A 22003-nucleotide genomic window follows, 5' to 3' on the forward strand; every position below is an offset into this window, starting at 1 on the left:
GATGAGATATCCGTACCGTGATATTGGCGACTCGTTCGATCGAAACTTTAGAAACGACCTCAACGCAAACTTTGACGACATCGAGCATGATATACGAATGATCGGCGGAGAAGCGGCACAACAAGCACTTGAAGCCGCAGAGGAAGCAAACACACAAGCGATTTATGCGCAGACTAGCGGGGATTATGCACAAGATAAAGGCGATTATGCGGCGCAACAAGGGGATTATGCGCAAACACAAGGAAATTTTGCGAATGAAAAAGGATTGTATGCACAGCAACAAGGCGACTACGCTAAATCCGTTGCCGACCAAAACAAAACTGTATGGAAAACTCCTGTAGCAACGTATTCGGCAATTGCAACAACCTACCCTTCCCCACAACTCGGATGGACAGTAATGACACTAGATGACGGAAAAATCTATCGCTATGACGGTAGCACATGGCAATTTACACAACAATATAACAGCATGGCTCTTAATAATCTTGCAAACGAACTCTCAAAACAAAATAAACAATCTACTGTCATTGGTCATGGGCTCAATGTTATCAACTCATCACAAAATAGTCCATTAGACATCCGAATCGAAGGTCGTACACTTGTTAACGTATCACAAAACATTCTTGATTCAACAAAATATTATGTCCTTTCAGATAAAAAATCGAAAGTTAAATTCAGTGATGGTACGATTTATTCTGGTGTAGCAAAGTTTCAAGGCAAAGACGAGAAACCGATTTTGATTCGTGTATCGAATTTTGAAGGGAAAGTCGTAGGAAGTACAGTGGAGAACCCACATGTGGCTAAGCGTGTAGGAGTTGCATCTACGCTTCAAACTCCTACGGGAACATGGGCAGAGTTTTTACAATCAGATTACAACATTATCGCAAAGAAAGATGGTATAGTAGGATATCAACAAACAAGTTCAGGAGTTAGTGGTTTAATAGCTCAACACCTTTTCTCCTTCAACCTTATTGAAGCCATCGAACGAAACGTAGGAAAAATTCCTGCTTCCGATACGGCAGGGAAAGTAATGTGGTTAAAACAAAATCTTACTAGAGTTTCTTGTTCTTGGTACGGTTACGGTAGTAGTCCATCAGGTAACAAGGCCACTTTAGATTTTTGGGACGTTACTTTGAATAATTGGAGCGGGCAATATGCAGTTAGTCATACACTTTCGCAGATAGGGTTATTATCTAGACCAATTGGAAGCCTGACTGACAGAATTGATAATAATGGTTTTGTACATTTCATTGCTTACGCCGAACCATCGAATAGTACAACGCCAAGCGTAATTTATACTGACTATGTTGAACTCGAAATTGAACTTAAATCAGACACTCAGCTTTTGAATCCACGATTCCCATTATATGAAGTTGATTCGACAGAGTATGCAAATATCCTTACAACGTGGGATGAAAATGAAGTTATGCGTCGTTATCCGATGGTGGAAAGCGTTCAACACGTTCAAAATCCGTATGTGATTGCGGAAGGCGAGAACTTGTTGCCACCATTTAGTGAGTGGACAAAACATGCTAGTCTTGTTGAGAAAGTATCAAATCCATATGAAATCACATATGAAATCAGTACCGTGACTGCTCAAGCATTACAAATCACTGTGAACGTAATAAAGGGACAACAATACACATTTAGTTGGGAAAAAGACAAAACACAACAAGCCATAGTTATGGATGCTCGCACAGGCAGCTTTCTCAACGCTTACACAGGTGCAAACAGTTTTTCTTTTACGGCTACATCTGACTTGATAACTATTATTATACGATCTGGCGATAGCGCGGCGACTTTATCGAACCCTTATACCATTAAAAACCCGATGCTCACAGTTGGAAACCAAGCCAAACCATTCGTACCACGCAATCCATCATATTTGTTTGCTGAAGTGAAACTCGGTGCATTATCCGATAAAAAAGATATTTTATGGAAAGAAGGACAGGATTGGAAGGTTACGAAATGGATTGAGAAGGATTTGGTGTTAGATGGCAATTTAGCGTGGGGCGGTGGAGTTAAATTACCTGGCTTCAAGTCTGTTTATACTACCACCTATGCGCCTCCTTCCGGATATGGAAGTACAAAAACAGTCCAAGTCATTAAATACGATGGAAAACCTTTGAGAAATAGTCCAACTATCGGAACATCTAATATGGTTGCACCAGATGATGCATACTCCAGTGGCTCCGCCGTTGTCTTATCTATTTCCAACGTCGATTCTGGTTGGGGTGAAAACTACACACCAAACCTTGCTGAGATGAGAGCGTATTTTTGGGGATGGCGCATGTGCAACGGCACATATGGAGTTCCGTATGATGGCACAGGTACAAAAACATGGTATCCAATCGGTGATAGCGATTTAAGCCGTGCGGTAACGACCGTACCAGCTGAACCAGCGCCAACGATTTCAGAAGGGAAAATCTCGTATTACAAGCTATCATATGTACGCTCAACACCTGTGACAGAAATTGTAACAGATAAAGTAGAAGGCGATCTAGTTGTGAATGGTGTTACGCAGGTACAAGTCGGGACAGGTGTGATTGTACGGGAGAAGGTAACGCCTATACTATATAGTGGAAAATATAACATTAACGTAGAAAATGTAAGTGGAAACTATTTAAAAAATAGAGCTACAAAAATCATTAACATATTCAAAAACGGTATTGTGGATAAAAAATGGACAATAGGAAGTTACTTTCCTGAACGTATTACAAGTGGTATTGGATGGGCGCAAATTCCACAAAACGATTACGACCCAACAGCCGAATACACCGTCACCTATCTCGTACTTGACCGTCATCTATTTACAACCAACATCCTTACAGTTACAGCCAACTATGATAGTAGCTTGAAGTCGGTTGTTGACGATGTGGTAGCGAAGCAGAGTGATATTGCGGCACAAGTAAGCGTGAATGTACGGGCGATTGCGGAGCTATATAAAAGAATCAAAGCGTTAGGCGGATAATATCCGTCTAACGCTTATTTCATGAGGAGGTGAAATGGAATGGATTTAGAAGCGTTGCGTGAGTGGCTGATTCAAAACGGAGTGAGTGCGGAGGAGTTGGATAAAGTAGAAACTCCACCAGCACTTGAGGATATTGCTAGTACTTTAGTGGTCGCGCTTCAAAACGACGATCAACTCGGCGAATTGATCGTTATGTTACTGTCAGAAATTGAATCATTAAAACAAAGAGTGGAGGTGCTAGAAAATGCTTAATTTATATCGCTATCTTATTGAAAAAGGAATGAAGCGGCTTTCTGATGTACCGGAGCCGTATCAAAGTATGTTGAGAGTAGAAGGGTACACGGACTAATAAAATGACGCTTTTATATAAATAATCCAAAAGGAGCTTGTAATAGCTCCTTTTTATTTTTTCATAGTATAAAAGTAACAAAAAACCACCGATATATAGTATATATATACTAAATATTACCGGGGTTGGTGGGAAAAATGAAGAAGAACGAACGGGATGTTATCAAAGAAAATTTAGGTATTAAGGAGCATGACAATCCAAAAAAGGTTTGTAAAAAATGTCTTTACCACGATCATCAAAAAATATGTCAAATTCACCTATTGAAAACGAGAGTCGATGAAGTTTGCGACAGATTCACATCATCACGGAAACCAATGATTTTTCGTGGCGGTAGTGTTTCGCCAAGATAATCTCATCCAAAGCCCTAAATAGGGCTTTTTTATTTTGCTCTAAAAAGGAGGTGAACACATGCTCGTTGTTACGAGTTTACAAGGGCAGACCGAGTTATTACCCGACGCAAAAGGCGTAGAGGTTGCGGAACAGGTAAACGGCGAATATTCTATAAAGTTTGTTTGTTCCAATACGGAAAACAACCGATACGCCTATCCGCTTGTGCAAGAAGAATCAATTGTCGAGCTTGACGGTCACGAATTCCGTATCAAGCAGATGAATGAGGTGCGCACAAGCAAAGAAGTCCATGCACAGCACATTTTCTTTGACTTGGTTGACCACTATCAAGAAGGAACATACGGCGGTACACACACGTTGGATGAATTTGCACAGTATTCCCTTGCTGGAACAGGATGGACGTTTGAAAACGTCAACGTGACAGGCAGCGCGTTTATACCGGATTTTGGTGAAGGGAACGTCGTTGCACTCGTTAGGCAGATTTGCGATGCATTCGGGTGTGAAGTGCAAATCATGCCCGGCAGGCATTTGCGCTTTGCTAAACAAATAGGGGAGGATAAAGACGAGCAGTTTCGGTATAAGCACAATATCAAGACACTCCAAAAATCGGTAGATACAACTAAACTTGCGACTGCGATCAAAGGATATGGCGCAAATGGGCTTGTCGTCGAGTACCATTCGCCAAACGAAGCGATATACGGAACAAGATGGGCGGAGCCAATCAAAGACGAGCGATACACGATTGCGGAATCACTGTTAGAGCGACTGAAACAGGAACTCGCTGACGTGCCGGAAGTGACCATTGAATTAGAGTTATCACAATTAGGTTTCGATGTTGGTCTTGGCGATCGGGTATGGGTGATTTATGAACCATTAGGCATTGATTTTCAAACGCGCGTGATGGAAATCAAGCGCTATCCGTTTAACAAGCGCAGTCCGGTTGTTACCTTATCTAACAAAAAACGTGTATTTACCGATATTTTGACGGAAACGAAAGTAGACATCGAGGAAAACAAAAAAGAAACACGCTCCAAAATCGAACAAACAAACGAACGCATTGCGATGGAAGTCGAGCGAATCGACGAAAGTATCGCGACGCTACAAATTGAAGCGGATAACATTGTGCTTTCCGTGCAACAACTCAACAATCGATTAGATGAAGAGATACAAGCTGCATACTCTCAAATCGACATCAAAGCGAATGGCGTTTTAATTGAGTCTAAAGCATATACGGACGACGTAATAGACGATGCATACAACTATTTTGACGGAAGAATCGAATCGGTTGAATCTTCCATTGAGGTTATAGCAGGAACAGTGGCATTGAAAGCGTCCGTCCAATACGTTGACCAACAAATAGGAAATGTGTACTCCGAGGTTAATGGATTAGACTCAAGAATCCAAAGCGCTGAATCTCAATTGACCGTCCAAGCGAACCAAATAGCAACAAAAGTCAGCTATTCGGATTACAACGGAAACGAAATCGCGTCACGAATCAATCAGACAGCAACAATGGTAACGATTGAAGCAAGTAAGATCAATCTCGACGGTATCACGAGAGTCAATAGCACGTTACGAATCGGCGACCCATTGTTTGATTCAGGAGGAAAAACGATATTATTCAGAAGTGATGCATCTATCGAATCACCTGCAAATACTTCATCACTAAACATAGAAGCGAATGACTATTTGTATCTTTACGGAAGCCGAATTTATTTCAGAAGTTATTATGGTGGCGGAGCGATTGTAGATCTTTCTAGTGCAAGTAATGTCATATATGGCTCAAACGTTCCGTACAGCGTTCAATACGCAAACAGCGCAGGAAACGCAGATACACTAGACGGATACCACGCGAGTGCGTTCTCTTTTTCGGGGCATGTTCATTCCGACTATGAATATGTAAAACCTAGCAGCGGACAAGCAATCCAACTCGGAATATATACAACGGGCAGAAGATTAAACCTGTACCTTAATGGGGTACAGGTAGGATATATTCCATATACAGCAGTATAAAAAGGAGGATGGTATTATGGCAGTTCAAATCATTTTACACGACAACACAACGATTACAGCGGAGATGACAGACTACAACGCAACAGATTTAGCAGCGAAGCTCAATGACCCGAAAATTTTAATGGTGGCAATCGGCAATATTGTCGTCAATAAGCAAAGCGTGAAATTGATTGCTCCGGTTCAACAGCAATAGTTTAGAAAGGCGGCGAAAAAATGGAACGATTAGAAGTTGCTTTTAAAACCAGCGCGGCTATTCTTGGCGGTTTTGCTGGTTTAATTTTTGGTGAGTCGATTGGATTGATTATCGTTTTGTTTTGGAGTAGTGTTATTGATTATGGGAGCGGAACAGTCGCCGCGTTTATGGAAAAAACATTGTCAAGCAAAATCGGATTTAAAGGGATTGCTAAAAAAGTCATGATATTTGTGATGGTTGCTCTTGCTCATCAAGTCGATACTGCGCTTGGAACAAAAAATATGTTTCGAGATGCCACTGTCGTTTTTTATATCGCAAACGAATTGTTAAGTATTTTTGAAAATGCTAAAAGAATGGGTATTGATGTACCGGAACGTCTGTTGCAAGCAGTTGAAGTGTTGAAAGGAAAAAGTAAGGAGGGTGATAAAAAATGAAATTTGTCATTGACTGGGGACATGGTGGAAGTGATCCAGGAGCGGTCGGCAATGGCTTGCGAGAAAAAGACTTAACGATGAAAATAGGTAAAATGATAGGTGATATGTTAGGTGAATATGAAGGGGTACAAGTCATCTACACCCGCACCTCTGACTGTTACTTATCGTTAGAAGAGCGGGCAGAAATCGCAAACAAGGCCTGTGCTGATTTCTTCCTTTCCGTTCATATCAACGCCGGTGGCGGCACAGGTTTCGAGTCATACATTTACAACGGCAACGTCAGTGCGAAAACAATCGCATGTCAAAACGTGATTCATGGCGAAATTATGCGAGCAATCGGCAACGTTAAAGACCGAGGCAAGAAACGTGCCAACTATGCCGTGCTTCGTTTAACGAATATGCCTGCCATCTTGACCGAGAACCTATTCATTGACAACGCCAACGACGCGGCAAAGCTCAAATCGGATCAATTCTTACAACAAATCGCTTACGGTCACGTTATCGGTCTTGAGAAGGCGTTCGGACTTAAGAAAAAAGGAGGGCAAATCACAGTGCAAAAAGATACCGTGAAGGACGACATCACTGGCCATTGGGCAGAGGAAAGCATTCGAAAAGCAATAAAAACAGGAATCATCAAAGGCCATAGTGATGGTCGATTTGGCCCGGATGAACCGGTTACAAGAGCACAATTGGCCGTAATTTTAGATAGACTTGGATTATTGAAATAATTGCTTCCTTGCCAACCCGGCAGGGCTTTTTTTATTTTTTGTGGAATGGAGTATTGAGGAGGTGATGCCATGTTTGAAATCGTCGGCCGACTGCGTTGTCCCGTTTGTTCAGAGATTGTCCATCCAGACGATAAGATTTTCCTCGACATCATCAACACTGTCATGCATCAGAAATGTTACTATAAATCTCCGCAGCGTCGACTTCCAATCAAGGATGAAGGTCTATTCCAGAAAATGCTCCTGAAATATCCGTTTTTCCACGAGGACGCTGAAGATGATTCCAAGTAAAAAGCCCTTCTCATCGGAGAAGGGCTGAGCTTTTAGCTTTGTCGACAAGCTGAAAGAAAAAGCTCCCCAACTTTCTCTTTCCTATTTTTAGAAAGTTTTTATCCGTTATCGTCTTGATGATTGTTTTGAACAATCTGTATCAGTTTTTCGATAGAAACATTGGCTTAGGTAAGAAAAATGTAAAAAATTTAAAAAAGACTTTCAATCAAAATGCTTTTCAATGACCTTCTCGAAGCTCCGGTAAGAATACATGAGAAAACATAATCACTCATAACCCTTTGTGTATCAAAGAGTTATGAGCGATTTACTCACTTAGTGAACGACGGATACCGACTCTATCATGATCACGAATATGGGTATTTTCTCGGTGTATGTTGAATGGAAATCCATTTAAGAGTTGTAAATGCATCCAAGCTCCACGAGCCGTTGAGTCGTCCTAAACCTGAATTTTTCTCTCCACCAAATGCAACTACTGGTTCATCATTAATGGTTCCGTCATTAATATGGATCATGCCAGTTTCAATCTGTTTCGCCATCTCCGCTCCGCGTTCAATATTCGATGTATGGATGGCACCGCTTAAACCAAAATCACTGCTGTTAGCATACTCAATCGCCTGCTGGTCATTTTCGACTTTCATAATACATACAACCGGGCCAAAAAGCTCCTCTTTGGCAATCGTCATATCAGGCGTAACATCAGTAAATATGACTGGTTCTACAACGTTTCCTTTCACTTCTCCTTTTAAAATAGGTGTTGCGCCTTCTTTTATACCTGTTTCAATAAGGTTAACAATCGTTTGAACTTGCCGTTCATTCATTAATGGTCCAATAATTGTTTCAGGGTCTCTTGGATCACCGCATTTCAAACTGGCCACTTTACGTACATATTTTGTTAAAAATTCATCATATACTTTTTCATGAACGATAATGCGATTCGCTGACATACAAATTTGGCCTTGATGTGTAAAGCGGCTGAAAACCGCGGCACTGACAGCAAGATCAATATCAGCATCATCCAAGACAATCAGAGCACTATTTCCTCCCAGCTCCAATGAAACTTTTTTCAAATGACGCCCAGCAACTTCCCCGATATGTTTTCCAATTTTACTCGAGCCTGTAAATGAAATAACCCTTGGAATTGGATGTTCAATAAATCCGTCGCCAATTTCTTCAATTTCAGTTACAACAACATTTAGTAGGCCTTTTGGAAGACCGGCTTCTTCAAAAATTTTGGCAATGAGCGTTCCACCGGTGATAGGTGTATGTTCATGCGGCTTGAGGACAACACCGTTCCCTGCTCCTAATGCAGGAGCGACCGATTTCATAGAAAGGAAAAACGGAAAGTTAAAAGGACTAATCACACCGACAACTCCAACCGGAATACGATATAGGCGATTTTCTTTCCCATCAACTGGTGATGGTAAAATTTTTCCTTCCATTCGAAAAGGATATGTAGATGCTTCTTTGATAATATTGATAACAAGATCAATTTCAAAAGCTGCTTTCAGTTTTGTTCCGCCAAGTTCTTCGATAATGATGTTTTCGATAGATTCCTTATTTTCTTCAATATATTTTACCGCATTTTCAAAAACGGCTCTTTTTTCAATAGGATTCGTATGTTGCCATTTTTTTTGGGCTTTTTTGGCGGATTGATAAGCTTCATCAACGTCTTTTAAGCTAGCACATGTAAATGTTGTAATGATTTCATTGTTGTATGGATTAAAATCTACCAGTTGTCTGTTGCTAGTACCATCTTTCCATTCTCCACTGATATATTGCTTATTTAATAACTTGAAATTTACCATGAATTTAGCCCCCCAATTTTATTTCTCTATTTCAATATTTTGTCTCGCTATTTCTGCAAGCATCTGGATATTTGTATTGATTTCTTGCATTGTAGCAGACAGTTCTTCAATAGCTGCTGATTGGGCACTCGATTCTTCATTTACTGATTGAATAAAATCGTTTAGCTGCTTAATAAGATTCTTCATTTGGTTTGTTTTTTCATTGATTTCTGCGACATGTTGTTTCGAGGTGTTGGCCATTTTCCGTACCTCATCCGCTACAATGGAAAAACCTCTACCATGTTCTCCTGCTCTTGCAGCTTCAATAGCAGCATTTAGTCCTAACAAATTACTCCGATCCGCAATTTCTTTTACCAAATTCGAAATCCCTTCAATTTTACTAACATTTTCGGCTACTTCTTTAGCCTTTTCTGAAACTGTTGTTATTTCATTAGAAAGTTCGGTGATGGAATCGGCCATTGATTGAATCGTTGCAGTTACTTCCTCCACGACTGCTGAAAGATTAGAAGAGATTTCCGATAATTGCATAGCCTTCTCCATATTAACTCCGATTCCAATACCGCCTACAATACGACCGTTATGGTCATGAATAGGCATTGCCTTTGCAATTAAGTCAACACCAAAAAGTTCCTTTGGAACAATAGCAGAGAGAAGCTTGTTTTGTCTGATCGCATTTGTGATGATGTCGCCTTCTTGTAAAGGATCACCAGGTTGTACATGTAAAGAGAATGTTTTAGCCGGATAATTAACAATTAACTTTTCTGTGTCATAAATTCCGACCGTAATGTCTTCATGTACAAGTTGGTTCAAGTATGGGGCCACTTTTAGAAACGCATCGAGTAACTCTATATCCTCAACATTTGTTTTTCCCTTTTCTGCCACATTTTTCACTTCACGCCACCTCCTTAAGAAATTTTTTTCTACTAATCTTATTATCGGAACTAATGTGAAAAATTTTAGCAATAATATTACATATGATCGTGATCAGCAGGAGTTTTGTAAATTTTATCTTAAATAGGCGAGAAGATACCACTTTTAAATGGACACGGTGCAACCCAATAAATTTGTCGTTTCCTTATGAGGCCTTTAAGGAGAGAAATGAAAAGTTATCTGGAATCAAGAAAATGGATTGTTTGCTCCCAACAAATGTAAAACCTGTTCTCTTGATGACGAAACCGTATCGCGTCTACACTCTTATCGATACGTGATATCTGTCCAGAACGATGATCGAGGTGTGCATTCAAGAAGGATATTATATCGCTTTGAGTAGGTCTCTTTAACAGAGAAAAAGAAGGCGGAGTAAGACTCCGACCTTCTGAACAAGTTTTGTCTAACGAATTATTTCCCGAGATTTTACCCACATTTTACCCACAAAAAATACATCTAACATGATATGTTGTGATTTTTAGTTTTTAAAGAAATGTTGATATATCAACGTTTTAGACATGTTTTGATTCATTTTGATTTTTGCATATTGTTCGGATGTGATTATGGTCGGGGAAATCCGCGATGTCGAAACGGCAAAAATTGCGGTGCGCTCTGCCATGACAGGACATTTGATCGTTTCGACGATGCATACGAAAAATGCGGTTGGCGCGATTTACCGTTTACGCGAATTCGGCATTCCGCTCGAAGATATTGAGCAAACGTTGCTCGCCGTAACGGCGCAGCGGCTTGTTGATTTGCTCTGTCCGTTTTGCGGTGAACATTGCATGCCCGTTTGCCGCCAATATCGAAAAGTACGCCGCGTCGCTGTGCATGAACTGCTGTATGGAAGTGCATTATCCGACGCTATTTGCTCTGTGCAAACAGGGAACAAAGTATGCCGTTACTATACGTTGGAAAATATCATTCGCAAAGGGATGGCGCTTGGGTTTTTGCCGGCGCACACTCTCACGGCCGTTAAGGGAGGGGAAAAATGAAAAAACGAAAATGGCCGCTACATCAGCAAGGAACGTTTTTAGTGCGGCTAGGAAGCTTGTTAGAAAGAGGGTATTCGCTGTCACAAGCGCTCGAATTTTTAGAGATTCAAGAGCCGCTTTCCCGCCGCCATGATTTGCAGCAATGCCTTTCCCGGCTTCGTTCGGGACTGCCTTTTTACCAATCGCTTGCTTCGCTTCCTTTTCATCACGAAGCAATCGGCTATTTGTTTTTCGCAGAGCAGCACGGAGATTTACCGCGCGGCATTATTGAAGCGGGAAAAATGCTGATACAGAAGGCAGAATATATGCAAAGGCTGCGCAAAACGAGCAGCTATCCGCTCATGCTGCTGTGTTTTATGGTATTAATGTTGACTGCTGTTGGGCATCTGTTGCTGCCACGGTTTTCCCAAGTTTCTTCCACTTTATCCTCTTCGCCATCTTCTGCATCCATTGTTTTTATGCACATCGTTTCCATTGTCCCTAATGTGTTTGCTGTTGTTTTTGTTTTATGTATCGTTTGTTTTCTTTTTTATATCGGCTCGTTTCGAAAATGGGCGGTTGCTGCCAAGATCCACGCTGCGATGAAAATTCCGCTTCTTCGTTCTTTGGTCAAGCTTTATGTCACCCATCTGTTTGCGCTGCAGCTTGGCCATTTACTGCAGGGAGGAATGTCGATATATGAGGCGCTCCAAGCTTTTGAACGACAAGAATCACTGCCGTTTTTACGAGCGGAAGGAAGAAGGATCAAAGACGAGCTGGCGAAAGGGCTTCCGCTAGATGACGTTATCGGTGTCTGCAACTATTACGAACAAGAGCTGGTGCTCGTGATCCGTCATGGCCAGTCTAATGGGGAATTGGGCAAAGAGTTAAATCACTATGGTGAAATATTGTTTCAGGCGTTCGAGGAACGACTGGAAACGTTGTTGAAATTCATTCAGCCGCTGCTGCTATCTTTTGTTGGTTTGCTTGTCATTTGCATGTATTTGGCGATTTTGCTGCCGCTGTTTTCCATGATGAATCATTTATAGGAGGGAAGGACAATGAAGAATGAAAAGGGGTTTACGTTAATCGAAATGCTAATCGTATTAATGGTTATTTCTGTCTTATTGTTGATTGTCATTCCAAATATAACCAAACATAACGGAATGATTAACAATAAAGGATGCGCGGCGTTTGTCAATACCGTCCAAGCGCAGGTTAAGGCTTACGAGATGGAGAATAACAAAATTCCTACTGTACAGGAGCTGATCGATGGAAAGTACATTAAGTCCGATAAATGCCCAAACGGCCACTCCATTCAAATTAATAGCGACGGGGAAGTAAGCGAAAGTGGAACGTGATCGCGGGTTTACCTTTACCGAAATGCTTCTCGTTTTATCCGCCATCACCGTGTTGATGGCGGTTTCACTTCCTTCATTAAGCAGCTTGGTGCGGCAGAAAACAGAAACATATGTCATTACGCAGCTGCGTGATGATTTACTATACGCGCAGCAATATGCGATGACGCATAAAACACCGGTGGCAGTGATATTTTCGGAAAGCCGTCCCGAGTATCAGATGATGGAAGCGAAAACCGGAAAAATGATTTTCACCCGCACGCTTCCGAATCCATGGGAGTTTCAGATGACGACACTGACGCTACCACTTCTCTTTTTGGAAAACGGAAATGTGAATAAAGCGGGAGCGCTTTTATTAAAAGGAAAAGACAGTACCTATAAAATTATATTTTTGCTTGGGAAAGGGAGGTTTTATGTGCAAAAAATGTAGCGGATTTACGTTAATGGAAGCGGTTTTTGCCCTCGCGCTGCTGCTTGCTGTAACAACGGTATTGCTGCCGTTGTTTACGCAAATGGTGATGGAGCGGCAAAATATAGCGCTAAAAGCTAAAGCGCAGCAATTATTGTCTGTCGCCCTGCATGAAGAACATATGAAACCGGAAGCAACGGTAGTAGATGGAAGGACTACGTTTGTCCTTCATTCGTACTATGAAGAAAATGACATGTGGAAAGTGTGCGTGCGCTGGAACGACTATGCAGGCCGTAACGTGGAAAGGTGTGGGTATGGAAAACGATGATTCATGCAAAAAAAGGTTTTACGTTTTTAGAAATGATTGCCGTATTGTCTATCGTTTTATTGGTCACCTCGCTGTTGCCGTTTTTGTTCGATGCCCGTTTATTTACCTATGATAATGTGAACGGATTTCACCGTACGGAGTGGCACATTTTCCTGCAGCAACTGCAGGGGGAGCTGAACGAATCGAAACGATGGAAAAGCAGCGGGACGGTATTATATTTAGAAAAGTTTACAGGGGAGCAAGTCAGTTTTGATCTATACAAATCGACCATCCGCCGGCAAGTAAACGGAACCGGCAACGAAACGGCATTGCAGTCTGTAAAGAGTGTCGCCTATACCGCGACAAATAACGGAATTTTTCTTCGTGTAATGGCGACGGACGGAAAAACGTATGAAGCGTTTCTTTCCCGACTTTTTTAGCAAGGTGGCGGTGTGCATGCGCAAGCAGAGTGGTGTCATTTTTCCGATGACGGTCGTGGTTTCGTTTTTCTTTCTTCTTATGCTTGCTCACGTTCTCGCGCTGTATGAGGTAGAAATGGAAACGCTGAAGTATGAGCAACAATCTTCTGAAGTGGAGTCTGTTATGCAAATGGCTGTCTTTGACATCAAAAAACAGCTAGCCTCCTTTTCTGATTTACAGTCGGGAAATGAAGGGACATTTTTGTACCCGATTGGAAAAGCGGATTATCAGTGGAAAAGGATAGATGAAACGACCATCCATGCAACGGTTTCCGCCTATTCCAGCGGAGGAATCCGCTATAGCGCCACTTTTCTCGTGTTGCTTCCGTCGCTCGATATTATCGAGTGGACGGAGAATGACGAGCCATGATTAAAAAATGACAGCAATGGAAAGGATAATATAAAAAGGGGGTGGCATCGATGGCGGCAAACGATTATGTAAAGTTTGTCACCCAACAATTGGTCGCTTATATGGATTTGCCGAAGGAAGAGCGAAAAAAGAAACGAATACAACGAAAACAAGAAAAACCGCCGCTAGCGTATCATTGGTTTGGGATGATTCCCCTTTCCCTTCGCCTCCTATTTCGGCGTCATTCCTAAAGGAGCGCTCTCGTATAGAGGGACGCTCCTTTTTTTTTTACATAAAAACCGTTAAGAACGAGGAAGCAAATAAAATATTCCTCCGTTAATGACGGAAACGATAATGCGCGGCTTGTACTGCTGTTCCAGCGCCTCTTTTTCAATATAATAACATTCTGGCTTCTCTTCGATTCCTTCATAAAAGTGGTCAAGAAGCGCCAAGTCTTCCTTCCAGCGTTCTTTTGCTTTTTCCGCCCATGTATGATCGTCCGCGGCAATGCGGCTGCGAATATATTGTTCTAAACGACCAATCCCGCTTTTCGGTTTGATGAGCGGCGAAATCGTAAAACAGTAATCAGGAATTTTCGGCGTGAGCTTCCGTTTTTGCAGCCGCTCATGAAATGATTCGATAATGGTCCCGCTAATTAAGTGCAAACCGAGCGATAAAATTTGATCTTTCTTGCGATCGCATTGATACGAAATTTTTACGTTCAAGCCAAGCCAGGGATGGAGCGGAACGTGTTTGTGCTGGAAAGCATCGGGTTCTTCATAAAGACGGATGAAGCTGCCGCGTTTTTGCGCAGAGCGGAAAATTTGATGCAATCGCGGTGAGCCGAAATGCAGCCGCTCCCCCTGCAGAGTTTTTGTCTTTTCCGTTGGTTTTGTAATCAGCGTCAGCTGCATCGGCTGCGGCGTGCCGCCAGTCCGTTCGATATAATGCCAATAAAACGGCCGGTTCATTAACTCTTTGTCCATTTCGATCGTCAGCTGCACTGTCATATATTCGTCGTTCGCTTCAAGAATTGCGCATTCATTAGCGCGGAAATACCGCTCGACAAAGTGACGTATTTCATGTTGCTGCATACTGCTCTCCTCCTTTGGCAAGCTGGTCGGCTAATTCAATCATGGCTGTGATATTTTCCATTTTGATTTTCATTTCTCCTTCGCTTCTAGAGTGAACTAACGCATCTTGCAAATAACGCTCCAAGTTGGCAAAGTTCATTTTCGCCAAGATGTCGTCGAGTTCGCCGATGACCCGCTCAAACAGGCGGATTTTTTCATATAGGAGCGTTAAAATATGCTCTTCGACCGTGTTTTTAACCGCGAAATTATAAATATAGACGTCGTCCGTCTGGCCGAGGCGATGAACGCGGCCAATCCGCTGTTCAAGCCGCATCGGGTTCCAAGGAAGGTCATAGTTAATGACATGGCGGCAAAACTGCAAGTTGATTCCTTCCCCGCCCGCCTCGGTGGCGATAAAAACTTGGGCATGGTTTTTAAACAGCTCTTTCATCCAATCTTTTTTTCCGCGTTTAAAGCCGCCGCGAAACGGGACGGAAGAGATGCCGTGCTGCTTTAAAAACCATTGCAAATACAGCTGGGTTGCCCGGTATTCAGTAAAAATAATGACTTTGTCATTAATGGAGCGAATCAGCTCCAGCGCTTTTTCCGCTTTCGAATTGGTGGTGACGGCATTGATTTTTTCCATCAGTTTATGGAACGAATCCGGAACATCGCCTTCGTATTTGTCCATCATATTTTTGACGGTAAGAAACAGGGCTTCCCGGCTGCTGCACGCCTCCCTTAGCATCGTGATAAGGGAAAATTGACTGCCAAACAGCAATTCCCCATCATGATTTAATGCTTGCACCGCCTCATACAATTCGCGTTCTTCTTTTGTAAATTCGATGAGCACCGGCTCTACATGGCGTTTCGACCATTCGATGCCGGTATCGGCGCGGCGATTGCGGATCATGACTTTATTGACTAGCGCTTTTAAATGCTCGTTGGTTTGCAGGGAGCGCGTTTTGCCGTACGTTTTTGCGAAATATTCGGCATTCCCTAAATGGCCGGGCTTCAGCAAAGAAACAAGGTTGAAAATCTCCTCGATCCGATTTTGAATCGGGGTGGCGGTCAGCAATAAACAAAACTTCTTTTTTAAATTTTGTACGAATTCATAGTTTTTGGTTTTGTTATTTTTCAGCTTATGCGCCTCATCAATGATGACCATGTCGTATTGCTGTTTGTAAATGATTTCGCGGTGCGGGCTTTTTTTGGCGGTGTCGAGCGAGGAGACGACGACATCGCATTGTTCCCATACATAGCTTTTTTTCTGCTGCACGGCGGGAATAAAGAACTTTTCATTCAATTCTTTCACCCATTGCGATACAAGAGAGGCGGGAACGAGAATGAGCACCTTCTTTACCAGCCCGCGGATCATATATTCTTTTAAAATTAGCCCAGCTTCAATCGTTTTGCCGAGTCCGACTTCATCGGCAAGGATCGCTTTTCCGTTCATATTCTCGACGACCTGTCTTGCGACTTCGAGCTGATGCGGAAGCGGCGTTAAGTGCGGCAAATGCTTTGGCGCCTGCAGACCGTCAAATTCAGGCACGCTTAAATGCATAGCCGCCTCCAATGCGAGCTGGTACATTTCCCAGCTCGCCCATGGGCCATCTTTTTCAAACCGCTCGATAAATTCTTCCTTCCACGTCTCATCCATTTCAATGTCTAGCATCACATTCATCTCCTTCCCTTACTACGAATATTTATTTTTTTGTTTATGTAAACATCCCAGTAATTACTAACGTTTATTATTTATTAATATTTAAAAGTTCGTTTATTTTGTTATTGCCCTTCTCTGTTTGTTAATGGTAGTATAAAGTTAGAAAGTTAAAAGTTATTTTTCGATTTTTACCTTCATTAGTTTGCCCGTTTTCTTGAAAATTATATATGCGGCGGATGAGAACAAGGGGAGAGACTACGTGATGTAGCGCCGAAGGAGCAAGCGGAAACGCGAATCTCTCAGGCAAAAAGACTCTTGTTTGACGCAGCTCTGGAGAGCGTTCACCACCGGTGAACCACCCAAGAGGAAACCTATTTTAAATAGGGAAACTTTCAGGTGCCAGGACAGAGCCCACCACTCATGATGATGAGGGGGGGAGTCTGTCCTTTTTGCGTTGATGGAAAAACGAGGAGGGAACAAAATGTTAAAACGCACGCCGCTATTTCCTGTTTATGAACGCTACGGCGCAAAAACGATCGATTTTGGCGGATGGGAACTTCCTGTCCAATTTACGAGCATTAAAGAAGAGCATGAAGCAGTGCGCACACGCGCAGGTCTATTCGATGTATCGCATATGGGCGAGTTGGTCGTCAAAGGGAGAGACAGCCTTGCGTTTTTGCAAAAAATGATGACGAACGATGTTGCGAAATTGACAGACGGCCGTGCGCAATATACGTTAATGTGTTATGAAGACGGCGGTACCGTTGATGATTTATTAATTTATAAAAAAGCGGACGAGGAATATCTTCTTGTTGTAAATGCCGCCAATATAGAGAAAGATTTTGCCTGGTTGAATAAGCACGCATTTGGCGGCGTGCAGTTAGAAAACGTTTCAGCGGAAATTGCCCAGCTTGCGCTGCAGGGACCGCTTGCGGAACAAGTGCTGCAAAAATTAATCAATCTGGATTTATCCGCACTCAAGTTTTTTGCGTTTCAAGATAATGTCGACCTCCAAGGAGTGAAAGCGCTTATTTCCCGCACCGGCTATACGGGGGAAGACGGATTTGAAATTTATTGCCGCGCTGAAGATGCGATCGCCCTTTGGGAAGCGATTTTAGAAGCGGGAAAAGAAGAAGGCGTTATTCCGTGCGGGCTTGGTGCGCGCGATACGCTTCGTTTTGAAGCGGCATTGCCGCTTTACGGCCAAGAGTTGTCAAAAGATATTACGCCAATCGAGGCAGGACTTGGATTTGCAGTGAAAACGAATAAAGAAATAGATTTTATCGGAAAAGATGTGTTGAAAAAACAAAAAGAAGAGGGAACCGCGCGAAAACTGGTCGGTATTGAAATGATTGACAAAGGCATTCCGCGCCACGGCTATAAAGTATTTGTTAAAGGGGAAGAAATCGGCTTTATTACGACAGGAACGCAATCGCCGACGTTAAAGAAAAATATCGGCTTGGCGCTGGTAAAAACAGAATTTGCCGGACTTGGCAGCAAAGTAGAAGTGGAAATCCGCAACAAACGCCTAAAAGCAAAAGTCATTGCGACGCCGTTTTATAAGCGGGCAAAGTAATAGAAAAGGGGAGAATGAAACGTGCTGCATCGATATTTGCCGATGACGGAAGAAGATAAGAAGGAAATGTTAAAAGTAATTGGCGTTGACTCGATTGACGATTTGTTTGCCGATATTCCGGAAAGCGTGCGCTTCCGCGGCGAGTTAAATATAAAAAAAGCGAAGTCGGAGCCGGAGTTGTTCAAAGAATTGGCCGGACTTGCCGCGAAGAACGCCGATGCAAAAAAATACGTCTCCTTTTTAGGAGCGGGAGTGTATGACCATTATATTCCGGCCATTGTCGACCATGTTATTTCCCGTTCTGAGTTTTATACGGCATATACCCCGTATCAGCCGGAAATTTCGCAAGGCGAGCTACAGGCGATTTTTGAATTTCAAACGATGATCTGTGAGCTGACCGGCATGGACGTGGCTAACTCGTCGATGTATGACGGCGGAACGGCGCTGGCGGAAGCGATGCTGTTAAGCGCTGCGCACACGAAACGGAAAAAAATATTGCTGTCGAAAGCCGTTCATCCGGAATATCGCGATGTCGTGAAAACGTATGCGAAAGGACAGCGTCTTGAGGTGATTGAAATTCCGTTTGCAGGCGGCATTACTGATTTAGAAGCGCTAAAGTCGGAAATGGCTGGCGATGTAGCTTGCGTCATCGTCCAATATCCGAACTTTTTCGGACAAATTGAACCGCTAAAAGACATTGAGCCGATTGTGCACGCTGAAAAAAGCATGTTTGTTGTTGCCAGCAATCCGCTCGCGCTTGGCGTGCTCACCCCGCCGGGACAGTTTGACGCCGACATTGTCGTCGGTGATGTGCAGCCGTTTGGCATTCCGATGCAATTTGGCGGACCGCATTGCGGCTATTTCGCCGTCAAAGCGGCGCTGATGCGGAAAATTCCGGGCCGGCTTGTCGGGCAGACGACCGATGAAGAAGGACGAAGAGGGTTCGTATTGACGCTGCAGGCGCGCGAGCAGCACATTCGCCGCGATAAGGCGACGTCCAACATTTGCTCGAACCAGGCGCTAAACGCGCTTGCTGCATCGGTGGCGATGACGGCGCTCGGCAAAAAAGGCATTAAAGAAATGGCGGCGATGAACATTCAAAAAGCGCAGTATGCGAAAAATGAATTGGCAAAACGCGGCTTTGCCGTGCCGTTTACCGGTCCGTTCTTTAACGAATTTGTTATCCGCCTGTCTAAACAGGTGGGAGAAGTCAACAAACATCTTTTGACAAAAGGCATCATCGGCGGATACGACCTCGGCCGCGACTATCCGGAATTGGCGAACCATATGCTTATCGCTGTCACGGAATTGCGGACAAAAGAGGAAATCGACACGCTTGTGAAAGAATTGGGGGATTGCCATGCATAAAGATCAGCCGCTTATTTTTGAAATCAGCAAACCAGGACGCATCGGGTACAGCTTGCCGGAATTGGACGTTCCGGCGGTCGATATCGGCGAAATCGTGCCGGCAGATTATATACGAATGCAAGAACCGGAGCTTCCGGAAGTATCGGAACTCGATATTATGCGCCATTACACGGCTTTATCGAAACGAAACCATGGCGTCGATTCCGGTTTTTACCCACTCGGCTCATGCACGATGAAATACAATCCGAAAATCAATGAAAACGTCGCCCGCTTGGCAGGGTTTGTCCATATCCACCCGCTCCAGCCGGAAGAAACGGTGCAGGGCGCGCTTGAATTAATGTACGACCTGCAGGAGCATTTAAAGGAAATTACCGGCATGGACGCCGTGACATTGCAGCCGGCCGCAGGCGCCCACGGCGAATGGACGGGGCTGATGATGATTCGCGCCTATCATGAGGCAAACGGTGATTTCCAGCGGACGAAAGTAATCGTTCCTGACTCGGCCCACGGCACCAATCCGGCTTCGGCGACAGTCGCTGGCTTTGACACGGTGACGGTCAAGTCGACAGAGGATGGGCTTGTCGATTTGGAAGATTTAAAACGGGTCGTCGGTCCGGATACAGCAGCATTGATGCTGACAAACCCGAACACGCTCGGCTTGTTTGAAGAAAACATTTTAGAAATGGCGAATATCGTTCACGAAGCCGGCGGAAAGCTGTATTATGATGGAGCGAACTTAAACGCGGTGTTAAGCAAAGCAAGGCCGGGGGACATGGGTTTTGATGTCGTCCATCTCAACTTGCATAAAACGTTTACCGGTCCGCACGGCGGCGGCGGTCCAGGCTCCGGCCCAGTCGGGGTCAAAGCCGACCTTATTCCGTTTTTGCCGAAGCCGGTCGTGGAAAAAGGAGAAAGCGGCTATTATCTCGATTATGACCGCCCGCAGTCCATCGGCCGTGTGAAGCCGTTTTACGGCAACTTCGGCATTAACGTCCGCGCCTACACATATATTCGTTCGATGGGACCGGACGGGCTGAAAGCGGTCACCGAATACGCGGTATTAAACGCCAACTACATGATGCGCCGTCTCGCAGAATATTATGATTTGCCGTATGATCGCCATTGCAAGCATGAATTTGTGTTGTCGGGCAAACGGCAAAAGAAACTCGGCGTCCGCACTCTTGATATCGCGAAGCGTTTGCTAGATTTCGGCTTCCATCCGCCGACGGTTTATTTCCCGCTTATTGTCGAGGAATGCATGATGATCGAGCCGACGGAAACGGAATCGAAAGAAACGCTCGATGCGTTTATCGACGCGATGATTCAAATCGCCAAAGAAGCGGAAGAAAATCCGGAAATCGTACAAGAGGCGCCGCATACAACCGTTGTCAAACGCCTCGACGAAACGACAGCGGCGCGCAAGCCGATTTTGCGCTACCAAAAACAATAAAGCGAATGCTGCAGGCGATTCATTCTGCTGGGAATGGATCGCTTGTTTTTGTATATTATAAATGAAGGAAGTGAAAAGATGCTCATCGGTTACATACAGGAAATCATGCGTTATCCTGTCAAATCGTTTCAAGGAGAAAGTGTACAAAAAACGAGAGTAATGAATTATGGGCTGTACGGTGATCGAAGCCATGTATTTTTGGATGAAACGAGGCCGGGAAAGTTTTTAACGATCACGCAATTTCCGGAAATGATCCAGTACCGCCCGAAATTTATCGGTGAAGAAAGTTTAGAGGAATATCCGGCTGTAGAAATCGTTGCTCCAGGCGGAACCTGCTATCAATGGGGCGATAAAGAACTGATAAAAGAAATCGAAAGAAAATCAAATCGGAAAGTCTCCCTCATTCGTTATACTCCTGATCACGTTCCTTTTGGGGCAATTGAAGAAGAACATATTCAATTAGTAACGGACGCTTCTGTACAAAAGCTGGAGGAAATATGGGGAAAACCGGTAGATTATCGGCGATTTCGGCCGAATTTATTGCTGTCATTAGTTCATAAAGCTCCTTTTATTGAAGAAACGTGGTTTGGCCGCCGACTGAAAATTGGACAAGAGGTAGAAATTCAGCTAAAAAGGCATTGCGAACGGTGCATGATTATCACCGTTGAACCGGAAACAGGAGAAAAGGATCCTTCACTATTAAGAACGGTCGTTCAACATCGAAATAATTATTTTGGCGTTTATGCTTCTGTCATCAAGACGGGAGAAATTCATGTCGGCGACGAAGTGCATCTTTTAGATTAATGAAAGTAATGCTTCATAACTTCAAACAGATAGTTTCTTTCTCTGCAAAGAAGATAAATTCATCTGTTTTTATTGACATAAAAACTATGTTAGTTTAGTATATAAACTAATATTATGAAACAGAAGCAGTAAGTCGT

The 22003-nt window shown here is 43.4% G+C and carries 23 protein-coding genes and 1 riboswitch; of the genes, 19 read left to right on the forward strand and 4 right to left on the reverse strand.

Features of this window, described 5'->3' with window-relative positions:
* Positions 1-97 precede the first annotated feature (97 nt).
* The 7 genes from HT574_RS13420 (at position 98) to HT574_RS13450 (ending at position 7324) form a co-directional block, all read left to right on the forward strand.
* Positions 98-2971 (forward strand): DUF2793 domain-containing protein, encoded by a 2874-nt coding sequence (locus HT574_RS13420; RefSeq protein ID WP_217499534.1) that lies wholly within the window; start codon positions 98-100, stop codon positions 2969-2971.
* A gap of 39 nt (positions 2972-3010) precedes the next feature.
* Positions 3011-3223: a hypothetical protein gene (locus HT574_RS13425; RefSeq protein WP_175244998.1), complete on the forward strand. Its 213-nt coding sequence runs from the start codon at positions 3011-3013 to the stop codon at positions 3221-3223.
* 505 nt (positions 3224-3728) lie between these two features.
* On the forward strand, positions 3729-5681 hold the full coding sequence (locus HT574_RS13430; RefSeq protein ID WP_175244999.1) for a phage tail protein: 1953 nt from the start codon (positions 3729-3731) through the stop codon (positions 5679-5681).
* Between the two features lie 16 nt (positions 5682-5697).
* The gene (locus tag HT574_RS13435) at positions 5698-5874 is read left to right on the forward strand and encodes a hypothetical protein (protein WP_175245000.1); all 177 of its coding nucleotides are present in this window, start codon (positions 5698-5700) and stop codon (positions 5872-5874) included.
* A 20-nt stretch (positions 5875-5894) separates the two neighbouring features.
* Positions 5895-6308: a phage holin family protein gene (locus HT574_RS13440; RefSeq protein WP_175245001.1), complete on the forward strand. Its 414-nt coding sequence runs from the start codon at positions 5895-5897 to the stop codon at positions 6306-6308.
* Positions 6305-7036 carry an N-acetylmuramoyl-L-alanine amidase gene (locus HT574_RS13445; protein ID WP_175245002.1) on the forward strand — a complete coding sequence of 244 codons (732 nt, stop codon included), beginning with the start codon at positions 6305-6307 and terminating at the stop codon, positions 7034-7036. The genes HT574_RS13440 and HT574_RS13445 overlap by 4 nt, the downstream gene beginning before the upstream one ends.
* Before the next feature lie 69 nt (positions 7037-7105).
* Positions 7106-7324 carry a hypothetical protein gene (locus tag HT574_RS13450; protein ID WP_029761855.1) on the forward strand — a complete coding sequence of 73 codons (219 nt, stop codon included), beginning with the start codon at positions 7106-7108 and terminating at the stop codon, positions 7322-7324.
* A gap of 344 nt (positions 7325-7668) precedes the next feature.
* Here the strand turns inward: HT574_RS13450 and HT574_RS13455 are convergent, their stop codons facing one another.
* Positions 7669-9129 (reverse strand): aldehyde dehydrogenase family protein, encoded by a 1461-nt coding sequence (locus tag HT574_RS13455; RefSeq protein WP_060476189.1) that lies wholly within the window; start codon positions 9127-9129, stop codon positions 7669-7671.
* Positions 9130-9147: 18 nt separating this feature from the next.
* The gene (locus tag HT574_RS13460; RefSeq protein ID WP_175245003.1) at positions 9148-10020 is read right to left on the reverse strand and encodes a methyl-accepting chemotaxis protein; all 873 of its coding nucleotides are present in this window, start codon (positions 10018-10020) and stop codon (positions 9148-9150) included.
* 599 nt (positions 10021-10619) lie between these two features.
* On the opposite strand from HT574_RS13460, the gene HT574_RS13465 reads away from it, so the two are divergent.
* The 8 genes from HT574_RS13465 to HT574_RS13500 are packed head-to-tail and all read left to right on the forward strand — an operon-like array spanning position 10620 to position 14183.
* Positions 10620-11051 (forward strand): ATPase, T2SS/T4P/T4SS family, encoded by a 432-nt coding sequence (locus HT574_RS13465; protein WP_375154122.1) that lies wholly within the window; start codon positions 10620-10622, stop codon positions 11049-11051.
* Complete coding sequence (comGB, locus tag HT574_RS13470; protein WP_175245004.1) at positions 11048-12079, forward strand: competence type IV pilus assembly protein ComGB; 1032 nt, start codon at positions 11048-11050, stop codon at positions 12077-12079. Before HT574_RS13465 ends, comGB begins: the two co-directional genes overlap by 4 nt.
* 12 nt (positions 12080-12091) lie before the next feature.
* Positions 12092-12391, forward strand: coding sequence for a competence type IV pilus major pilin ComGC (gene comGC, locus HT574_RS13475; protein WP_042408565.1), 300 nt, complete (start codon positions 12092-12094; stop codon positions 12389-12391).
* Positions 12381-12818, forward strand: a complete 438-nt coding sequence (gene comGD, locus HT574_RS13480) for a competence type IV pilus minor pilin ComGD (RefSeq protein ID WP_175245005.1) — start codon at positions 12381-12383, stop codon at positions 12816-12818. Before comGC ends, comGD begins: the two co-directional genes overlap by 11 nt.
* A complete protein-coding gene (comGE, locus tag HT574_RS13485; protein ID WP_017435169.1) occupies positions 12802-13125 on the forward strand; it encodes a competence type IV pilus minor pilin ComGE in 324 nt (107 codons plus the stop codon). Before comGD ends, comGE begins: the two co-directional genes overlap by 17 nt.
* Complete coding sequence (gene comGF, locus HT574_RS13490) at positions 13122-13544, forward strand: competence type IV pilus minor pilin ComGF (protein WP_017435170.1); 423 nt, start codon at positions 13122-13124, stop codon at positions 13542-13544. Before comGE ends, comGF begins: the two co-directional genes overlap by 4 nt.
* Before the next feature lie 16 nt (positions 13545-13560).
* Positions 13561-13953, forward strand: coding sequence for a competence type IV pilus minor pilin ComGG (gene comGG, locus HT574_RS13495; protein WP_175245006.1), 393 nt, complete (start codon positions 13561-13563; stop codon positions 13951-13953).
* Positions 13954-14003: 50 nt separating this feature from the next.
* Positions 14004-14183 (forward strand): YqzE family protein, encoded by a 180-nt coding sequence (locus tag HT574_RS13500; RefSeq protein WP_175245007.1) that lies wholly within the window; start codon positions 14004-14006, stop codon positions 14181-14183.
* Positions 14184-14234: 51 nt separating this feature from the next.
* On the opposite strand, the gene HT574_RS13505 is transcribed toward HT574_RS13500, so the two are convergent.
* Positions 14235-15026, reverse strand: coding sequence for a YqhG family protein (locus HT574_RS13505; protein ID WP_175245008.1), 792 nt, complete (start codon positions 15024-15026; stop codon positions 14235-14237).
* Positions 15013-16683, reverse strand: a complete 1671-nt coding sequence (locus HT574_RS13510; RefSeq protein ID WP_375154123.1) for a DEAD/DEAH box helicase — start codon at positions 16681-16683, stop codon at positions 15013-15015. Before HT574_RS13510 ends, HT574_RS13505 begins: the two co-directional genes overlap by 14 nt.
* Positions 16684-16904: 221 nt before the next feature.
* Positions 16905-16993: riboswitch (glycine riboswitch) on the forward strand.
* A 156-nt stretch (positions 16994-17149) separates the two neighbouring features.
* Between HT574_RS13510 and gcvT the strand changes: the two genes are divergently transcribed.
* The 4 genes from gcvT (at position 17150) to HT574_RS13530 (ending at position 21866) form a co-directional block, all read left to right on the forward strand.
* Entirely contained in the window at positions 17150-18244 is a 1095-nt protein-coding gene (gene gcvT / locus HT574_RS13515) for a glycine cleavage system aminomethyltransferase GcvT (protein WP_175245010.1), read from the forward strand.
* 21 nt (positions 18245-18265) lie between these two features.
* On the forward strand, positions 18266-19612 hold the full coding sequence (gcvPA, locus tag HT574_RS13520) for an aminomethyl-transferring glycine dehydrogenase subunit GcvPA (protein ID WP_175245011.1): 1347 nt from the start codon (positions 18266-18268) through the stop codon (positions 19610-19612).
* Complete coding sequence (gcvPB, locus tag HT574_RS13525; RefSeq protein WP_017435177.1) at positions 19605-21062, forward strand: aminomethyl-transferring glycine dehydrogenase subunit GcvPB; 1458 nt, start codon at positions 19605-19607, stop codon at positions 21060-21062. The genes gcvPA and gcvPB overlap by 8 nt, the downstream gene beginning before the upstream one ends.
* Before the next feature lie 78 nt (positions 21063-21140).
* On the forward strand, positions 21141-21866 hold the full coding sequence (locus tag HT574_RS13530) for an MOSC domain-containing protein (RefSeq protein WP_175245012.1): 726 nt from the start codon (positions 21141-21143) through the stop codon (positions 21864-21866).
* Positions 21867-22003 lie beyond the last annotated feature (137 nt).

Source organism: Parageobacillus sp. VR-IP, assembly GCF_013357975.1.
Classification (GTDB): Bacteria; Bacillota; Bacilli; order Bacillales; family Anoxybacillaceae; genus Saccharococcus; species Saccharococcus caldoxylosilyticus.

Coding starts and splice junctions, on each gene's coding strand:
- gcvPB (WP_017435177.1), top strand. CDS start 19,605: ATGCATAAAGATCAGCCGCTTATTTTTGAAATCAGCAAACCAGGACGC.
- HT574_RS13450 (WP_029761855.1), top strand. CDS start 7,106: ATGTTTGAAATCGTCGGCCGACTGCGTTGTCCCGTTTGTTCAGAGATT.
- gcvT (WP_175245010.1), top strand. CDS start 17,150: ATGTTAAAACGCACGCCGCTATTTCCTGTTTATGAACGCTACGGCGCA.
- comGB (WP_175245004.1), top strand. CDS start 11,048: ATGAAAAAACGAAAATGGCCGCTACATCAGCAAGGAACGTTTTTAGTG.
- HT574_RS13425 (WP_175244998.1), top strand. CDS start 3,011: ATGGATTTAGAAGCGTTGCGTGAGTGGCTGATTCAAAACGGAGTGAGT.
- HT574_RS13530 (WP_175245012.1), top strand. CDS start 21,141: ATGCTCATCGGTTACATACAGGAAATCATGCGTTATCCTGTCAAATCG.
- HT574_RS13430 (WP_175244999.1), top strand. CDS start 3,729: ATGCTCGTTGTTACGAGTTTACAAGGGCAGACCGAGTTATTACCCGAC.
- comGG (WP_175245006.1), top strand. CDS start 13,561: ATGCGCAAGCAGAGTGGTGTCATTTTTCCGATGACGGTCGTGGTTTCG.
- HT574_RS13435 (WP_175245000.1), top strand. CDS start 5,698: ATGGCAGTTCAAATCATTTTACACGACAACACAACGATTACAGCGGAG.
- HT574_RS13465 (WP_375154122.1), top strand. CDS start 10,620: ATGGTCGGGGAAATCCGCGATGTCGAAACGGCAAAAATTGCGGTGCGC.
- HT574_RS13440 (WP_175245001.1), top strand. CDS start 5,895: ATGGAACGATTAGAAGTTGCTTTTAAAACCAGCGCGGCTATTCTTGGC.
- HT574_RS13445 (WP_175245002.1), top strand. CDS start 6,305: ATGAAATTTGTCATTGACTGGGGACATGGTGGAAGTGATCCAGGAGCG.
- comGF (WP_017435170.1), top strand. CDS start 13,122: ATGATTCATGCAAAAAAAGGTTTTACGTTTTTAGAAATGATTGCCGTA.
- HT574_RS13500 (WP_175245007.1), top strand. CDS start 14,004: ATGGCGGCAAACGATTATGTAAAGTTTGTCACCCAACAATTGGTCGCT.
- comGC (WP_042408565.1), top strand. CDS start 12,092: ATGAAGAATGAAAAGGGGTTTACGTTAATCGAAATGCTAATCGTATTA.
- HT574_RS13420 (WP_217499534.1), top strand. CDS start 98: ATGATCGGCGGAGAAGCGGCACAACAAGCACTTGAAGCCGCAGAGGAA.
- HT574_RS13455 (WP_060476189.1), bottom strand. CDS start 9,129: ATGGTAAATTTCAAGTTATTAAATAAGCAATATATCAGTGGAGAATGG.
- HT574_RS13505 (WP_175245008.1), bottom strand. CDS start 15,026: ATGCAGCAACATGAAATACGTCACTTTGTCGAGCGGTATTTCCGCGCT.
- comGE (WP_017435169.1), top strand. CDS start 12,802: ATGTGCAAAAAATGTAGCGGATTTACGTTAATGGAAGCGGTTTTTGCC.